Source organism: Enterobacter sichuanensis (genome assembly GCF_009036245.1).
GTDB classification, from domain to species: domain Bacteria; phylum Pseudomonadota; class Gammaproteobacteria; order Enterobacterales; family Enterobacteriaceae; genus Enterobacter; species Enterobacter sichuanensis.
Genome location: NZ_CP027986.1, coordinates 2,846,628 through 2,862,051, shown reverse-complemented (window position 1 = coordinate 2,862,051; position 15,424 = coordinate 2,846,628). Strand labels below are relative to the sequence as shown.

At 58.8% G+C, this 15,424-nt stretch carries 14 protein-coding genes; all 14 read left to right on the top strand.

All coding sequences use genetic code 11. The features are described from left to right. Positions 1 to 20 precede the first annotated feature (20 nt). The 14 genes from C1N69_RS13810 (at position 21) to flhE (ending at position 15,400) form a co-directional block, all read left to right on the top strand. Entirely contained in the window at positions 21 to 593 is a 573-nt protein-coding gene (locus C1N69_RS13810; RefSeq protein ID WP_155031387.1) for a Csu type fimbrial protein, read from the top strand. A gap of 12 nt (positions 594 to 605) precedes the next feature. Beyond that, complete coding sequence (locus C1N69_RS13805) at positions 606 to 1,154, top strand: Csu type fimbrial protein (RefSeq protein ID WP_047958972.1); 549 nt, start codon at positions 606 to 608, stop codon at positions 1,152 to 1,154. Between the two features lie 16 nt (positions 1,155 to 1,170). Beyond that, entirely contained in the window at positions 1,171 to 1,926 is a 756-nt protein-coding gene (locus tag C1N69_RS13800; RefSeq protein ID WP_047958971.1) for a fimbrial biogenesis chaperone, read from the top strand. Next, positions 1,902 to 4,286, top strand: coding sequence for a fimbria/pilus outer membrane usher protein (locus C1N69_RS13795; protein ID WP_155031386.1), 2,385 nt, complete (start codon positions 1,902 to 1,904; stop codon positions 4,284 to 4,286). The genes C1N69_RS13800 and C1N69_RS13795 overlap by 25 nt, the downstream gene beginning before the upstream one ends. Further along, on the top strand, positions 4,283 to 5,248 hold the full coding sequence (locus C1N69_RS13790) for a Csu type fimbrial protein (protein ID WP_104557107.1): 966 nt from the start codon (positions 4,283 to 4,285) through the stop codon (positions 5,246 to 5,248). The genes C1N69_RS13795 and C1N69_RS13790 overlap by 4 nt, the downstream gene beginning before the upstream one ends. 85 nt (positions 5,249 to 5,333) lie before the next feature. Next, positions 5,334 to 7,001, top strand: a complete 1,668-nt coding sequence (gene tar, locus C1N69_RS13785; protein ID WP_025756939.1) for a methyl-accepting chemotaxis protein II — start codon at positions 5,334 to 5,336, stop codon at positions 6,999 to 7,001. 44 nt (positions 7,002 to 7,045) lie between these two features. Next, on the top strand, positions 7,046 to 8,647 hold the full coding sequence (gene tap / locus C1N69_RS13780) for a methyl-accepting chemotaxis protein IV (protein ID WP_025756938.1): 1,602 nt from the start codon (positions 7,046 to 7,048) through the stop codon (positions 8,645 to 8,647). A 19-nt stretch (positions 8,648 to 8,666) separates the two neighbouring features. After that, on the top strand, positions 8,667 to 9,533 hold the full coding sequence (gene cheR, locus C1N69_RS13775) for a protein-glutamate O-methyltransferase CheR (protein ID WP_008500429.1): 867 nt from the start codon (positions 8,667 to 8,669) through the stop codon (positions 9,531 to 9,533). After that, complete coding sequence (locus tag C1N69_RS13770; protein WP_014884341.1) at positions 9,530 to 10,579, top strand: protein-glutamate methylesterase/protein-glutamine glutaminase; 1,050 nt, start codon at positions 9,530 to 9,532, stop codon at positions 10,577 to 10,579. Before cheR ends, C1N69_RS13770 begins: the two co-directional genes overlap by 4 nt. A 17-nt stretch (positions 10,580 to 10,596) precedes the next feature. After that, on the top strand, positions 10,597 to 10,986 hold the full coding sequence (gene cheY / locus C1N69_RS13765) for a chemotaxis response regulator CheY (protein ID WP_008500431.1): 390 nt from the start codon (positions 10,597 to 10,599) through the stop codon (positions 10,984 to 10,986). Positions 10,987 to 10,996: 10 nt separating this feature from the next. After that, positions 10,997 to 11,641 carry a protein phosphatase CheZ gene (gene cheZ, locus C1N69_RS13760; protein ID WP_008500432.1) on the top strand — a complete coding sequence of 215 codons (645 nt, stop codon included), beginning with the start codon at positions 10,997 to 10,999 and terminating at the stop codon, positions 11,639 to 11,641. 147 nt (positions 11,642 to 11,788) lie between these two features. Further along, positions 11,789 to 12,937 carry a flagellar biosynthesis protein FlhB gene (flhB, locus tag C1N69_RS13755; protein WP_025756937.1) on the top strand — a complete coding sequence of 383 codons (1,149 nt, stop codon included), beginning with the start codon at positions 11,789 to 11,791 and terminating at the stop codon, positions 12,935 to 12,937. Continuing rightward, complete coding sequence (gene flhA, locus C1N69_RS13750; RefSeq protein WP_045285655.1) at positions 12,930 to 15,008, top strand: flagellar biosynthesis protein FlhA; 2,079 nt, start codon at positions 12,930 to 12,932, stop codon at positions 15,006 to 15,008. The genes flhB and flhA overlap by 8 nt, the downstream gene beginning before the upstream one ends. Next, a complete protein-coding gene (gene flhE, locus C1N69_RS13745) occupies positions 15,008 to 15,400 on the top strand; it encodes a flagellar protein FlhE (protein WP_047958967.1) in 393 nt (130 codons plus the stop codon). The genes flhA and flhE overlap by 1 nt, the downstream gene beginning before the upstream one ends. Positions 15,401 to 15,424: the final 24 nt, after the last annotated feature.

Sequence of the window (15,424 nt, the reverse complement as noted above, 5' to 3'; positions counted from 1 at the left end):
TGTCTTCTGGAGGGTGGTAAATGAAAAGAAAACGCCTTTTGATCTGCGCTGGCACTTTACTGATTGCGACAACCATCCACCAGGCGTTGGCCGTGACCAGCAGCGGCACCATCGGGGCCACGCTGACGCTGACAAATGGTTGTCTGATCAACGGATCGCCCACGCAAAATGGGATTAATTTCGGTACGCTGGATTTCGGCACCCATCCTGCAACGTTTTCCACCCTGACCACACAATTAACCGGCGCCAGCGGCGGAAACACCTTCACCATCCAGTGCACCACCGCCAGCTATTCGGTGGCGATCACCGGCAACGCCAACTCCACCGCACCCGGTACCGTGGTCGGGACTCCGGGCACCCCTGCGCGTTATCTGGTCAATACGGCCAATGCGGCGCAGGGCGTGGCGTACAGCCTGTATAGCGACAGCGGATTTAACTCCGTAATTGCCAATAACACCGCGTTGTCGGCCGCCTCTACGGCGGGTGGCGTCGACAGTTACACTCTTTACGGGCGTATTACCGGCGGCGGTAACAGCGTAACGGTCGTACCGGGCACGTACACCGACACGATAAACGTCAGCGTAACCTATTAGTTCAGCACGGCCATGACGGCATCTCTTAGAGGTCTGCGCAAATGCGCAGAGGGACACGTGCAGCCATTTTTCGCGCTGATGGTCGGATTGCTCATGCTGCCCACGGCGGAGGCGGTGACATCACAGTCCTTTAAGGTTAGCGCCACCATTGTACCGGGCTGCGCGGTGGCCACCGGCAGCGGAGGCCTTCTCGGTACGCTGGATTTTGGCAGCCATAACGGTGTCGAGAGCGCGCCGGTAAGCACCAGCTTTGTACCAAACGGCGCATTGTCCATTGCCTGTACGCCTGGCGTGGCGCTGAGCATGAGCATCAATGGCGGTCAAAATTACGCCTCCCTTCGCCGTATGAAACGGACCAATGGCCCGGAAATGGTGGGATACCGGCTCTACAGCAGCAGTTCACTGGCTGCCAACAGCGAAATAGGCGTCAACCAGGCGATACCAGTGACCTATAGCAATAGCAATAATATCGCGCTGCCGCTTTTTGGCGTGGCGCTACTGACCGGGTTCAGCCCGGCAGGAACCTATTCCGATCAGCTCACCGTGACCTTGTCATGGTAATAAAGGGAGAGTGTCGATGAAGCCATTTTTCAGACGTTTTGGTCTGGCGGGGGCCTTGTTTCTGGCGGCAACAGGCCAGGTACAGGCGGCCGCCACCATACTGTTATGGCCTATCGATCCGTGGCTTGCGGCAGACGCTAAGGCCACGGAGCTGTGGATCCAGAACCAGGGAAACAGCGCGACGACGATGCAGGTGCGCATTGTGCGCTGGAAGCAGGAGAACGGGCACGAACGTTATACCGCGCAGCAGGATGTGGTCGCCAGCCCGCCGATCGTTACGATTGCCGCCGGCAGTAAACAGCTTATTCGCCTGATCAAACAGGCCTCCGTTCCTGCGGGCGTCGAGCAAGCCTACCGCATTATTGTGGATGAAATCCCTCAGGCTGACGTTAAAGCCGAACCCGCCATCGGCCTCAAGTTACAGATGCGTTATTCCATTCCGCTGTTTGTTTATGGCCTGGGGATCCCGACCATAAAAGAGGGCGCGCATCACGCGGTGGTGGAGACCCGAAATCTGAGCTGGCGGGTCACGCAGGCGGGCGGACAACCGGCCCTGGAGGTGCAGAATCGGGGGGATGTCCATGTCAGGCTGAGTCAGGTCGCGCTGGAGCAGGGAGGGCAGAAACGCACGATTGCGGAGGGATTACTGGGTTATGTCCTGCCGGGCAGCAGCCGCAGCTGGCCGATACCCGCAGGCGTACGTCAGCCAGAGCGGATGAGCGCGCAGATTAATGCCAGGGACGCACAATGGCAGTCGACGCCCGTCAACTGACGCCGGTCATGATGATTCTGCTTTGCGTCAGTTCCGCGACCTGGGCTGAGCCCGGCGACGATGCTCTCCCGCCGCCTCCCCGGGCGCAGGCGATCAATGATGAGGCCGTCTTTCAGCTTGCCCTCGTCCTGAACCATTACGATACCGGCCTGGTCGTGCCGGTGACGCAACGTAAAGGCGCGTTCTTTATCTCCAGCGCCGATTTGCTGCGCGCAGGGCTGCCCCCGGAGCATGTCCCCACCGGCGAGGTGAATCTCTCCTCGCTTTCCCGGGTGAGGGTGGAGTACGACAGTGCCGCCCAGCGCCTGCTGCTGACCGTTCCCCGCGACTGGGTTACTGCCCGCGTGACCCCCTTCGGTGCGCAAACGGCGCAGACCAAACCGCACTTTGGCCGCGGTGCGCTGCTCAATTACGATCTCTACACCAACCACACGGAACATATCGGCGGTCAGGCCTCGCTCTGGCATGAGTTTCGCTACTTCAACGAGAACGGTTCGTTTTCCTCCACCGGCTACGCGCGGGAAAATTTCACCGGTAACGACGGCCAGCAGGAAGGGTATGTCCGCTATGACACAACCCTGCTGTTCACAAACGAAGACGATGCCATAAGCTGGAGCGTGGGCGATGTGATTAGCGACGCCCTGACCTGGAGCTCCAGCGTGCGGATGGGTGGGATCAGCGTCGGGCGGGATTTCTCCCTGCGCCCTGATCTGGTGACATGGCCGCTGCCCGAGTTCTCGGGGGACGCCGCGGTACCCACCTCGGTCGATCTCTTTATCAATGGCTATCGCTCCGGCTCAACCCAGCTTCAGCCGGGTCCCTTCACGCTGACCAATCTGCCCTATATAAACGGCGCCGGGGATGCGGTGCTGGTCACCACCGATGCGCTGGGGCGCCAGGTGAGCACCACGCTACCGTTTTATGTCACCAGCGATCTGCTGAAACAAGGGCTAAGCGATGGCGCCGTGACCCTGGGCAGCCTGCGGCGCAATTACGGCATAAAGAATTTCGACTACGGCTCTGCGGCAGGCAGCGGCTCGTATCGCTATGGGGTAACGGACTGGCTGACGCTGGAAGGCCACGCGGAAGGGGCGCAGGCGCTGGCGCTGGGTGGGGTGGGGACGGTGCTTAAGCTCGGCCAGTTTGGCGTGGTGAATACCGCTTACACGCAAAGCCGCATGGGCGGGGATGCCGGCGGGCAGGTCAACTGGGGTTACCAGTACAGCACCAGCGAGTTTAGCGTGGCCACCCAGCACTCGCGCCGCGACCGTGGCTTTGGCAATCTCGCCCTCTACGACCAGCCGACGGTCTATGACGAAAACGACAGGCCCATCGCCAGCTTTAGCCGTAATACGGACCAGTACTCGCTGACCTTCAATCTGGGGCAGTACGGCAACATTGGGGCGGCCTGGATCGGTGTGGAGAGCTTTGACAGTCAAAAAACGGAGCTGCTGAACCTCTCCTGGAGCCGTAATTTGTGGGGGGCGAGTAGTATTTATCTCGCCGCGAGCCGGGACCAGCAGCAGGGAGACTGGACGGTCGCACTGTCGCTGCAGGTGCCGCTGGGCGCCCTCGACAGCGCCGCCGTCACCGTTGAACATACCCCGCAAGCAGGCAGCACCCAGCGCATTAACTACAACCACTCCATGCCCTCCGACGGCGGGTTTAGCTGGAACATGGCGTGGGCCAACCAGTCGAAAGCCAGTGATTACCAGCAGGGCACGCTGGGCTGGCGCAACAACACGATTGAGCTGCAGGGCGGCGGCTATGGCGAAAGGGAGATGATGACCTGGTGGGGCGAGGCGATGGGCGCGATTGTCCTGATGGACGGCGAGCTGTTTGCGGCGAACAAGATCAACGACGCGTTTGTGGTCATCAGCACTGACGGCCACCCGGATGTCCCCGTCAGCTATGAGAACCAGCCCGTCGGGAAAACCAATCGCAACGGTTACCTGCTGGTCAGCGGGGTGTCGGCCTATTACCCGGCAAGCTACCGCATTGATACCCTGAATCTGCCGGCAGATACCCGACTAAAAGAGACCGAGCGGCGGATCGCTATCCGGCGTCACAGCGGCTATCTGGTGGATTTTCCCATGGAGCAGGAGCGGGTGGCGAGCGTGATCCTGCACGACGCGCACGGGCAGGCGCTCCCGGTGGGCAGTCAGGTCAGACGCGCCTCGCGCAGCAATGCGGTGGTGGGGTATGACGGCATCGCATGGCTGGAAAACCTTAACGATGTGAACCCGCTGGAGGTGATTGCACCTGACGGAAAACGCTGCACGACAACCCTGACCATGGGGGCGAATCCCGAGCATAAGCTGCAAACCTACGGCCCGCTGATTTGTCGGGAGGGGCCATGAAGCGCCTGCTATTTATGCTTCTGCTGCTGGTGACCAGCGGCAGTTGGGCTGACTGTCGGGTCAGTACGGTCAACGCCGCGTTTGGGAGTGTGACCTCATTCGCGCTGAGTGGATCTGGCGAAGTGGCCACTACCGGTACGCTGGTCGTGGCCTGTGATGCGCTGTTGAACTTGCTGACCGGGGACACCATCACGCTTAATTTTGTCTCAGCAACCGTTTCGGCCAATGGTCGGGCGACCATGAAGCGTACCGATAACGCGACCATTACGGATGTGATCCCGACGCGTCTGTGCGGGCAGTCGGGCTGCGCTAACAACAGCGAAGTGCAAACCAGTAAAACCTATACCTGGGACAGCAGTACCTTGTTAAACCTGATCGGCGGCAAACAATACAATATCCCTCTCTATTTCCGGACGGTCCCGGGGCAAAATGTGTCCGCCGGTCCTTATCAGGTGACGCTTAACTTTGATATCACCTATAGCGTCTGCTCGGTGGGCGTGCTCAACGCCTGTTTGTCGGGGCTTCAGACCGGAACGAAAGGGACCAGCATCACGTTGGATATGACCGTTACCAACGACTGCAGCGCCATGACCACGCCGGATGTTAACTTTAACAGCGCGCCGCTGGTGCAAAGTTTCCCGACCGTCTCACAGGCGATTGCCGTGACCTGTACCAAAGGCAGTACCTATACCATCGGCATTAACAATGGTGCCAACGCGCTGAATAACGTGCGCCGGATGGTGAGCGGCAGTAACTATCTGAGTTATGACATCTATAAAGAAGCCACGACTAACCGCTGGGGCAGTAGCGGCAGCGAGCGCTGGACCAGCGCAACCTCATCGCAGGTCAGCGCTGACGGTTTACTGCGCACCTATAACTACACCGCCAAAGTCCTGACCAGCCAGACCACGCCACCCGCCGGAACCTACACCGACACGCTGATTGTCGACGTGGCGTTTTAACCCCCGCGCTTTTCCCTTTCGCAAATGTAAAGTTCCTGTGGGCTGTGCCGATAACACCGTTAATAAATCTATGAGAAGGTGTTGTATGTTGAACCGTATCCGCGTTGTCACAATGCTCATGATGGTGCTGGTCATTTTCGCACTTCTTCAGCTCATCTCCGGCGGGCTTTTTTTCTCGTCATTAAAACAGAACCAGGACAGCTTTGCGGCCTCGAACGATCTCCGCCTGCAGCAGAGTGAACTCACCTCCACGTGGGATCTGATGCTGCAAACGCGTATTAACCTGAGCCGCTCGTCCGCGCGCATGATGATGGATCCCAACAATCAGCAGAGCAGCGCGAAAACCGATCTGTTAAAGAATGCCCGCGCCACGCTTGCTGACGCCGCTAAACACTACGACGCCTTTAAAAAGATCACCCCGCAGCCTGCGATGGAGCAGGTGAGCCAGAATATTGATGAAAAATACAACGCCTACTATGCCGGTCTGACGGAGCTGATTCAGTTCCTGGAGAGCGGCAACATGGACGCCTATTTCGCGCAGCCTACGCAAGGGATGCAAAACGCGCTCGGCGCGGCGCTGGGAGAGTATGCCAAAGCCAGCGGGGATCTCTATCACTCGGCCTTTACTGAAAGCCAGAATGACTACCGCTTTGCAAAATGGCAGATGGCGGTGATGGCGCTGGCGCTGGTCATTGTGCTGGTCGCGGTCTGGTACGGCATTCGTCATATCCTGCTAAACCCGCTCGGTCGCGTCATTGCTCACATTCGTGAGATTGCCGGCGGCGACCTGACCAAAACGCTGACCGTGTCCGGGCGCAATGAGATCACCGAACTGGCCAACAGCGTTGACCATATGCAGCGTTCACTTATCGATACCGTTGCCAACGTGCGTAGCGGCACCGATGCCATCTATACCGGCACCAGCGAAATTGCGATGGGGAATAACGACCTCTCTTCCCGCACTGAACAGCAGGCATCGGCGCTGGAAGAGACGGCGGCCAGCATGGAGCAGCTCACCGCGACCGTGAAGCAGAACGCCGATAACGCCCGCCAGGCGTCTCAGCTGGCTGAAAGTGCCTCCGAGACCGCGCAGCGCGGCGGTCGCGTGGTGGACGGCGTGGTGAAGACCATGCATGAAATCGCCGACAGCTCGAAGAAAATTGCCGACATCATCAGCGTAATTGACGGTATTGCCTTCCAGACCAACATCCTGGCCCTGAACGCCGCCGTGGAAGCCGCGCGTGCGGGCGAGCAGGGGCGCGGGTTTGCCGTGGTGGCCGGGGAAGTTCGCAACCTGGCCAGCCGCAGCGCCAATGCGGCAAAAGAGATCAAATCGCTGATTGAAGATTCCGTTTCCCGCGTAGATACCGGCTCCGTGCTGGTGGAGAGCGCCGGGGAGACCATGAATGACATCGTGAATGCCGTTACCCGCGTGACGGACATCATGGGTGAAATCGCCTCTGCGTCTGATGAGCAGAGTCGTGGTATCGACCAGGTCGCCCTGGCGGTATCGGAAATGGATCGCGTGACACAACAAAACGCCGCGCTGGTGCAGGAGTCCGCTGCGGCGGCCGCTGCTCTGGAAGACCAGGCGAGCCGTCTGAAGATGGCCGTCTCGGCGTTTCGTCTCGCTTCACTGGCTGGAAATACGGTCACCCCGCAGGCGACGTATCGCGCACCCGCCGCTGTATCGGCGGCAAACCGTACGCGTTCTGCAACGACCGGACAAGATGAAAACTGGGAAACATTTTGACTGACATTTAAACCGCGGCTGCTTGCCGCTTATTGGGAGCGTGGATGTTAAATCGTATTCGTATCTCGACCACACTGTTTTTGATTCTGATCCTTTGCGGTGTGTTGCAGGTTGGCAGTAACGGGTTGTCTTTTTGGGCGTTTCGCGATGGCTATCAGAATTTGCAGGATGTTGAGGCGAGTAATCAGCAGCGCTCCGCACTGGCACAAACCCGTGCCGTGCTGTTGCAGGCAAGCACTGCGCTGAATAAGGCGGGAACCTTAACCGCGCTGAGTTATCCGCCGGATGATATCAAAGCGCTGATGGCCACCGCGCGCGACAGCCTGAAGCAGGCTGACGCACAGTTTAAAACCTTTACGGCACAGGCCGCCGACAGCGAGAAAGCGAAAGCGCTGAAGGCCGCCATGAAGAAGAACTTTGAACAGTGGTACAGCGATCTGGACCACCAGGCGACCTGGCTTGAAAACAACCAGCTGTCGGACTTTATGACCGCGCCGGTCCAGGCCTCTCAGGCGGCGTTTGACAACAGCTTTAACGCCTGGCAGCAGGATATCAACCAGTTTGTTCAGCGTGCCGGCGAAGACAGCCGTAAAAGCTATCACATGTCGGGCGTGATCTTTGCCGTGGTGGTGATTCTGGCAGGGTTGCTGACCGGCGCCGCGCTGCTCTGGTCGCGCAAAATGATTGTGCAGCCGCTGGCGATCATCAGCAGCCACTTCGACAGCATTGCGAAGGGGGACCTGGCGCGCCCGGTGGCGGTGTTCGGTAAGAACGAAATTTCGGCGATCTTTGCCAGCCTGAAGGCGATGCAGGGCGCGCTGCGGGAAACGGTATCCGATGTGCGTCAGGGCAGTTATGCCATGCACACCGGCATCTCAGAGATTGCGGCGGGCAATAACGATCTCTCCTCCCGTACCGAGCAGCAGGCGGCCTCCCTGGCGCAGACGGCGGCCAGTATGGAGCAACTGACCGCGACGGTAAGCCAGAACGCCGATAACGCGCGTCAGGCGTCTGACCTGTCAAAACAGGCGGCCATGACGGCGAAGAAGGGCGGCGATCAGGCCTCTCATGTCGCCAGCACCATGCAGGAGATTGCCGCCAGCTCGCAGAAAATTGGTGACATCATCAGCGTAATTGACGGTATCGCCTTCCAGACCAACATACTGGCGCTGAATGCCGCGGTGGAAGCGGCACGTGCCGGTGAGCAGGGACGCGGGTTTGCGGTGGTGGCAGGAGAAGTGCGTAACCTGGCGAGCCGCAGCGCCAACGCGGCGAAAGAAATTAAGGGCCTGATTGAAGAGTCGGTGTCACGCGTTCAGCAAGGCTCCGCCCTGGTGGATACGGCGGCGCAAACCATGCATGAGATCGTCACCTCCGTCACGCGGGTAAACGACATCATGGGCGAAATTGCCTCTGCGTCGGATGAGCAGCGTCGCGGCATTGAACAGGTCGCACAGGCGGTCAGCCAGATGGATCAGGTGACGCAACAGAACGCCTCGTTAGTTGAGGAAGCGGCAGCGGCAACGGATCAGCTCGCCAGTCAGGCGGATCACCTGACCGGGCTGGTCGCAGTATTTAATGTCAAAGAGCACGTTGAAGCAGTAACAGAAGTCGGGCGGTCGCAGGCCGTGCCAGTTGTATCCTGAATGTAATTAAGAAGGCGCTATGACATCACCAATGCCTCCTGGGCAAACGTCATTATTGTTGCAGATGACACAGCGCCTCGCGCTGTCCGACGCGCATTTTCGTCGGATATGTCAGTTAATCTACCAGCGTGCGGGGATCGTGCTTGCGGATCATAAGCGAGACATGGTCTACAACCGACTGGTGCGGCGCTTGCGTACGCTGGGGCTGGATGATTTTGGTCGCTATCTGAGCATGCTCGAAGCGAACCAGAACAGCGCTGAGTGGCAGGCTTTTATTAACTCCTTAACCACTAACCTGACGGCGTTTTTCCGCGAAGCTCACCACTTCCCGGTACTGGCCGAGCACGCACGCCGTCGCACCGGGGAGTATCGCGTCTGGAGTGCGGCCGCTTCGACGGGGGAAGAGCCTTATTCGCTGGCGATCACCCTTGCCGACACGCTGGGAATGGCCCCCGGACGCTGGAAAGTCTACGCCAGCGATATCGATACCGAGGTGCTGGAGAAGGCGCGTAACGGGGTTTATCGCCAGGATGAACTGAAAACACTCTCTCCGCAGCAGCTGCAGCGGTATTTCATGCGCGGCACCGGCCCGCATGAAGGCCTGGTACGCGTACGCCAGGAGCTGGCGAACTGCGTCGAATTCGCGCCCGTTAACCTGCTGGATAAGCAGTACAACGTGCCGGGGCCGTTCGACGCCATTTTTTGCCGTAACGTCATGATCTATTTTGATAAAACGACGCAACAGGACATATTGCGTCGGTTTGTTCCGTTGCTCAAGCCTGACGGTTTACTGTTTGCCGGGCACTCGGAAAACTTCAGCAACCTCGTGCGTGAGTTTAGCCTGCGTGGGCAAACGGTATATGCGCTGAGTAAGGAAAAAGCATGAGTAAAATCAGGGTATTGTCTGTCGATGATTCAGCGCTGATGCGTCAGATCATGACTGAAATTATCAATAGCCACAGCGACATGGAGATGGTGGCTACTGCGCCTGACCCACTGGTAGCGCGGGATTTAATTAAAAAATATAACCCCGACGTGCTCACGCTGGATGTCGAGATGCCGCGCATGGATGGCATAGATTTCCTCGAAAAATTAATGCGACTGCGGCCAATGCCGGTGGTGATGGTCTCTTCCCTGACCGGGAAAGGATCGGAAATCACCCTGCGTGCGCTGGAGCTGGGGGCGGTGGATTTTGTCACCAAACCGCAGCTTGGCATTCGTGAGGGGATGCTGGCGTACAGCGAAATGATTGCCGAGAAGATCCGCACCGCGTCGCGGGCGAAGCTTGCCGCGCATAAGCCGATGGCCGCACCGGCGACCTTAAAAGCCGGTCCGTTACTCAGCTCGGAAAAATTGCTGGTCATTGGCGCGTCAACCGGAGGAACAGAGGCAATTCGTCATGTACTCCAGCCATTGCCGCTGTCGAGTCCGGGTATTCTGATCACTCAGCATATGCCGCCAGGCTTTACCCGTTCGTTCGCCGAGCGTCTCAACAAGCTGTGCCAGATCAGCGTGAAAGAGGCGGAAGACGGCGAGCGCGTGCTGCCGGGACATGCGTATATCGCCCCGGGCGACAAGCATATGGAGCTGGCGCGCAGCGGCGCTAACTATCAGATCAAAATTCATGACGGACCGCCGGTTAACCGGCACCGTCCGTCGGTGGATGTGCTGTTTCATTCGGTGGCGAAACATGCGGGGCGCAACGCCGTTGGGGTGATCCTGACGGGGATGGGCAACGATGGTGCCGCCGGAATGCTTGCAATGCACCAGGCTGGCGCCTGGACGATTGCGCAGAATGAAGCAAGTTGTGTGGTGTTCGGCATGCCGCGCGAGGCCATCAATATGGGTGGCGTGAGCGAAGTGGTCGATCTTAGCCAGGTAAGCCAGCAGATGCTGGCGAAAATCAGTGCCGGACAGGCAATACGTATTTGACTCAGGAGTATTATTTTATGGCGGATAAAGAGCTTAAGTTTTTGGTTGTGGATGACTTTTCCACCATGCGTCGCATCGTGCGCAACCTGCTGAAAGAGCTGGGTTTCAACAACGTTGAAGAAGCAGAAGACGGCGTTGACGCGCTGAACAAACTGCAGGCGGGCGGGTTTGGTTTTGTTATCTCCGACTGGAACATGCCAAACATGGACGGTCTGGAACTGCTCAAAACCATTCGTGCGGACGCGGGAATGGCCTCTATGCCGGTTCTGATGGTCACTGCAGAAGCGAAAAAAGAGAACATCATTGCCGCTGCACAGGCGGGCGCAAGCGGCTACGTGGTGAAGCCATTCACCGCGGCGACCCTGGAAGAGAAGCTCGGTAAGATCTTCGAGAAACTCGGCATGTGAGGTGTTGGTCATGATGCAACCTGCTATGAAACCCGTTGAAGAACACTCGCCGAGCGACATCATCGTACGCATCGGCAGCCTGACGCGCATGCTGCGTGACAGCCTGCGTGAGCTGGGACTGGATCAGGCAATTGCCGAAGCGGCGGAAGCGATCCCTGATGCCCGCGACCGCCTGGACTACGTCGTTCAGATGACCGCGCAAGCCGCGGAACGTGCGCTGAACAGCGTTGAAGCGTCACAACCGCACCAGGATGCGATGGAAAAGGGGGCGAAAGCGCTGACCAAACGCTGGGATGAGTGGTTTGAGAACCCGATTGAGCTGGCGGATGCCCGCGAACTGGTGACCGATACCCGCCAGTTCCTGGGGGATGTGCCGGGCCACACCAGCTTCACCAACGCCCAGTTGCTCGACATCATGATGGCGCAGGATTTCCAGGACCTCACCGGTCAGGTGATCAAGCGCATGATGGATGTGATCCAGGAGATTGAGCGTCAGCTGCTGATGGTGCTGCTGGAGAACATTCCGGAACCGGCTGCCCGTCCAAAACGCGAGAACGAAAGCCTGCTTAATGGTCCACAGCTCGACGCCAGCAAGGCGGGCGTGGTGGCAAGCCAGGATCAGGTCGACGATCTGCTGGACAGCCTGGGCTTCTGATAGTTCGTTCCGCCTCAGGAGGTCACGCCGCCTGAGGCGGTTTACGCCAGAATCACCGAAAAGAGCCCGAATAAACGGGCTTTTCCCGCCATTGGATTTCCGCTGCGCTGGCATGATACCCGTGACGTAATGGGCTGAGCATGCACTGTGGCAGAAGAGAACGACGACAAAACGGAAGCCCCCACACCCCACCGACTAGAAAAGGCGCGTGAGGAAGGGCAGATCCCCCGATCCCGAGAATTAACGTCCCTGCTGATCCTTATCGTAGGGGTGTGCATCATCTGGTGGGGTGGGGAGTCGCTCGCCCGCAAGCTGGCGGGAATGCTCTCAACCGGCTTACGTTTTGACCACAGTATGGTCAACGACCCGAACCTGATCCTCAGCCAGATTATTCAGCTGATAAAAGGGGCGATGGTCGCGTTGCTGCCGCTGATTACCGGGGTCGTGCTGGTTGCGCTGGTCTCTCCGGTCATGCTCGGCGGTCTGGTCTTTAGCGCCAAATCGCTGCAACCGAAATTTTCCAAGCTGAACCCGCTGCCGGGCATTGCGAAAATGTTCTCTGCGCAAACCGGGGCTGAGCTGCTTAAAGCCATTCTCAAATCGGTACTGATGGGCAGTTCCGCGGGGTTTTACCTCTGGTACCACTGGCCGGAAATGATGCGCCTTATCAGCGAATCGCCTCTCACCGCGATGAGCAATGCGCTGAACCTGGTTGGACTCTGCGCGCTACTGGTGGTGCTCAGCATTATCCCGATGGTGGGTTTTGACGTGATTTTCCAGCTGTATAGCCACTTCAAGAAACTGCGGATGTCACGTCAGGATATCCGTGACGAATACAAGCAGATGGAAGGTGACCCGCACGTGAAAGGGCGTATCCGCCAGATGCAACGTGCCGCCGCCCGTCGCCGGATGATGGACGACGTGCCGAAGGCCGACGTCATCGTCACCAACCCGACACACTACTCCGTTGCGCTGCGCTATGACGAAAACAAAATGAGCGCGCCGAAAGTGGTGGCGAAAGGGGCGGGTCTGATCGCGCTGCGTATCCGTGAAATTGGCACTGAACACCGTGTGCCGATCCTCGAAGCCCCACCGCTGGCGCGTGCCCTGTACCGTCATGCGGATATTGGACAACAGATCCCGGGACAACTCTACGCCGCCGTGGCGGAAGTGCTGGCCTGGGTATGGCAGTTGAAGCGCTGGCGTCTGGCCGGTGGTCAACGGCCTGTGAAACCTGAGAACCTTCCGGTGCCTGCCGCGCTGGATTTTATGAACGAGAAGGACACTGATGGCTAATCTGGTGGCAATGTTGCGCCTGCCCGGCAACCTGAAATCGACCCAATGGCAGATCCTTGCCGGGCCGATTTTGATCCTGCTAATTCTGTCGATGATGGTATTGCCTCTCCCGGCGTTCATCCTCGATCTGCTTTTCACTTTCAATATTGCGCTGTCCATTATGGTGCTGCTGGTGGCGATGTTCACCCAGCGTACCCTGGAGTTCGCCGCGTTCCCGACCATTCTGCTATTTACCACCTTGCTCCGCCTGGCGCTCAACGTGGCGTCCACGCGTATCATCCTGATGGAAGGTCATACCGGTGCGGCAGCGGCAGGTAAAGTGGTGGAAGCGTTCGGCCACTTCCTGGTGGGCGGTAATTTCGCAATCGGGATCGTGGTGTTCGTTATCCTCGTTATCATCAACTTTATGGTTATCACCAAAGGTGCGGGGCGTATCGCGGAAGTGGGCGCGCGTTTCGTGCTGGACGGAATGCCGGGCAAGCAGATGGCGATCGACGCCGACCTGAACGCCGGGCTTATCGCCGAAGATGAAGCCAAAAAACGCCGTGCGGAAGTGACCCAGGAGGCGGACTTCTACGGCTCGATGGACGGTGCGAGTAAGTTTGTGCGCGGTGACGCCATCGCCGGCATTCTGATCATGGTGATTAACGTGGTCGGCGGCCTGCTGGTGGGGGTACTGCAGCACGGGATGGACATGGGCCACGCGGCGGAAAGCTATACGCTGCTGACCATTGGTGATGGTCTGGTCGCCCAGATCCCGGCGCTGGTGATCTCCACGGCCGCGGGTGTGATTGTCACCCGCGTGAGTACCGATCAGGACGTTGGCGAGCAAATGGTGGGCCAGCTGTTCAGCAACCCGCGCGTCATGCTGCTGGCTGCGGCGGTTCTCGGGTTACTCGGTCTGGTGCCGGGGATGCCAAACCTCGTTTTCCTGCTGTTTACGGCGGCTCTGCTGGGGCTTGCCTGGTGGATGCGCGGCCGTGAAACCAAACCGTCGGCGGAACCTGTTCCGGTCAAGATGCCGGAGAACACCCAGGCCGTCGAAGCCACCTGGAACGATGTGCAGCTGGAAGATTCCCTGGGCATGGAGGTGGGGTATCGCCTGATCCCGATGGTCGATTTCCAGCAGGATGGCGAGCTGCTTGGCCGAATTCGCAGTATCCGTAAAAAATTCGCCCAGGATATGGGCTTCCTGCCGCCGGTGGTACACATCCGGGACAATATGGATCTTCCGCCTGCGCGCTACCGCATTCTGATGAAAGGTGTCGAAATTGGCAGCGGCGATGCCTATCCAGGCCGCTGGCTGGCGATTAACCCGGGCACTGCCGCAGGCACGCTGCCGGGGGAACAAACTACCGATCCGGCCTTTGGCCTGGCCGCTATCTGGATTGAAAGCGCCCTGAAAGAGCAGGCGCAGATCCAGGGGTATACGGTAGTAGAAGCCAGTACCGTGGTGGCGACCCATCTTAACCACCTGATTGGACAATTCTCGGCGGAGCTGTTTGGCCGTCAGGAAGCGCAGCAGCTGCTGGACCGCGTGACCCAGGAGATGCCGAAGCTGACCGAAGATCTGGTCCCGGGCGTGCTGACGTTAACCACGCTGCACAAGGTGCTGCAAAATCTGCTCGACGAAAAAGTACCGATCCGCGATATGCGTACCATTCTGGAAACCCTGGCCGAGCATGCGCCGTTACAAAGCGATCCGCACGAGCTGACGGCGGTGGTGCGTGTGGCGCTGGGCCGGGCAATCACCCAGCAGTGGTTCCCCGGAACCGGGGAAGTGCAGGTTATTGGCCTCGATACGCCGCTTGAGCGTCTGCTGCTGCAGGCCCTGCAGGGCGGCGGCGGGCTGGAGCCGGGTCTGGCGGATCGTCTGCTGGCGCAAACGCAGGAGGCGCTGGCGCGTCAGGAGATGCTGGGAGCGCCACCGGTGCTGCTGGTGAATCATGCGCTGCGTCCGCTGCTGTCGCGCTTCCTGCGTCGTAGCCTGAATCAGCTGGTGGTGCTGTCGAATCTGGAACTGTCGGATAACCGTCATATCCGCATGACAGCCACGATTGGAGGAAAATAATGCGTAAATGGTTATGGATTTTGTTCTTCCCACTGGCGGTACAGGCTGCCGGGGGAGGCACCTGGCAGGCAAGCAGCATGGGCGTGACGCTCAGCAACCGGGGCGTCGCCATGTCGTCTAACCCGCTGTCGCCGTCTGAAGCGGTTTCCGGTCTGATGGGGCTGGTGGTCTGGAACTACAGGCTGATTGGCCCCACACCTGCCGGACTGCAGGTCCGTCTCTGCTCTCAGACGCGCTGTACGGAAATCGATGGCGAAAGTGGTACGACCCAGGCGTTTAACGGCGTGCCGGCAATCGAGCCTTTACGTTTTATCTGGGAAGTACCGGGCGGTGGACGTTTGATCCCGGCGCTGAAAGTGCAGAGTAATTCCGTTATCGTGAACTACCGCTGACGGTCGCACCGTCAGCGCATAAAA

Coding starts and splice junctions, on each gene's coding strand:
- C1N69_RS13810 (WP_155031387.1), top strand. CDS start 21: ATGAAAAGAAAACGCCTTTTGATCTGCGCTGGCACTTTACTGATTGCG.
- C1N69_RS13805 (WP_047958972.1), top strand. CDS start 606: ATGACGGCATCTCTTAGAGGTCTGCGCAAATGCGCAGAGGGACACGTG.
- C1N69_RS13800 (WP_047958971.1), top strand. CDS start 1,171: ATGAAGCCATTTTTCAGACGTTTTGGTCTGGCGGGGGCCTTGTTTCTG.
- C1N69_RS13795 (WP_155031386.1), top strand. CDS start 1,902: ATGGCAGTCGACGCCCGTCAACTGACGCCGGTCATGATGATTCTGCTT.
- C1N69_RS13790 (WP_104557107.1), top strand. CDS start 4,283: ATGAAGCGCCTGCTATTTATGCTTCTGCTGCTGGTGACCAGCGGCAGT.
- tar (WP_025756939.1), top strand. CDS start 5,334: ATGTTGAACCGTATCCGCGTTGTCACAATGCTCATGATGGTGCTGGTC.
- tap (WP_025756938.1), top strand. CDS start 7,046: ATGTTAAATCGTATTCGTATCTCGACCACACTGTTTTTGATTCTGATC.
- cheR (WP_008500429.1), top strand. CDS start 8,667: ATGACATCACCAATGCCTCCTGGGCAAACGTCATTATTGTTGCAGATG.
- C1N69_RS13770 (WP_014884341.1), top strand. CDS start 9,530: ATGAGTAAAATCAGGGTATTGTCTGTCGATGATTCAGCGCTGATGCGT.
- cheY (WP_008500431.1), top strand. CDS start 10,597: ATGGCGGATAAAGAGCTTAAGTTTTTGGTTGTGGATGACTTTTCCACC.
- cheZ (WP_008500432.1), top strand. CDS start 10,997: ATGATGCAACCTGCTATGAAACCCGTTGAAGAACACTCGCCGAGCGAC.
- flhA (WP_045285655.1), top strand. CDS start 12,930: ATGGCTAATCTGGTGGCAATGTTGCGCCTGCCCGGCAACCTGAAATCG.
- flhE (WP_047958967.1), top strand. CDS start 15,008: ATGCGTAAATGGTTATGGATTTTGTTCTTCCCACTGGCGGTACAGGCT.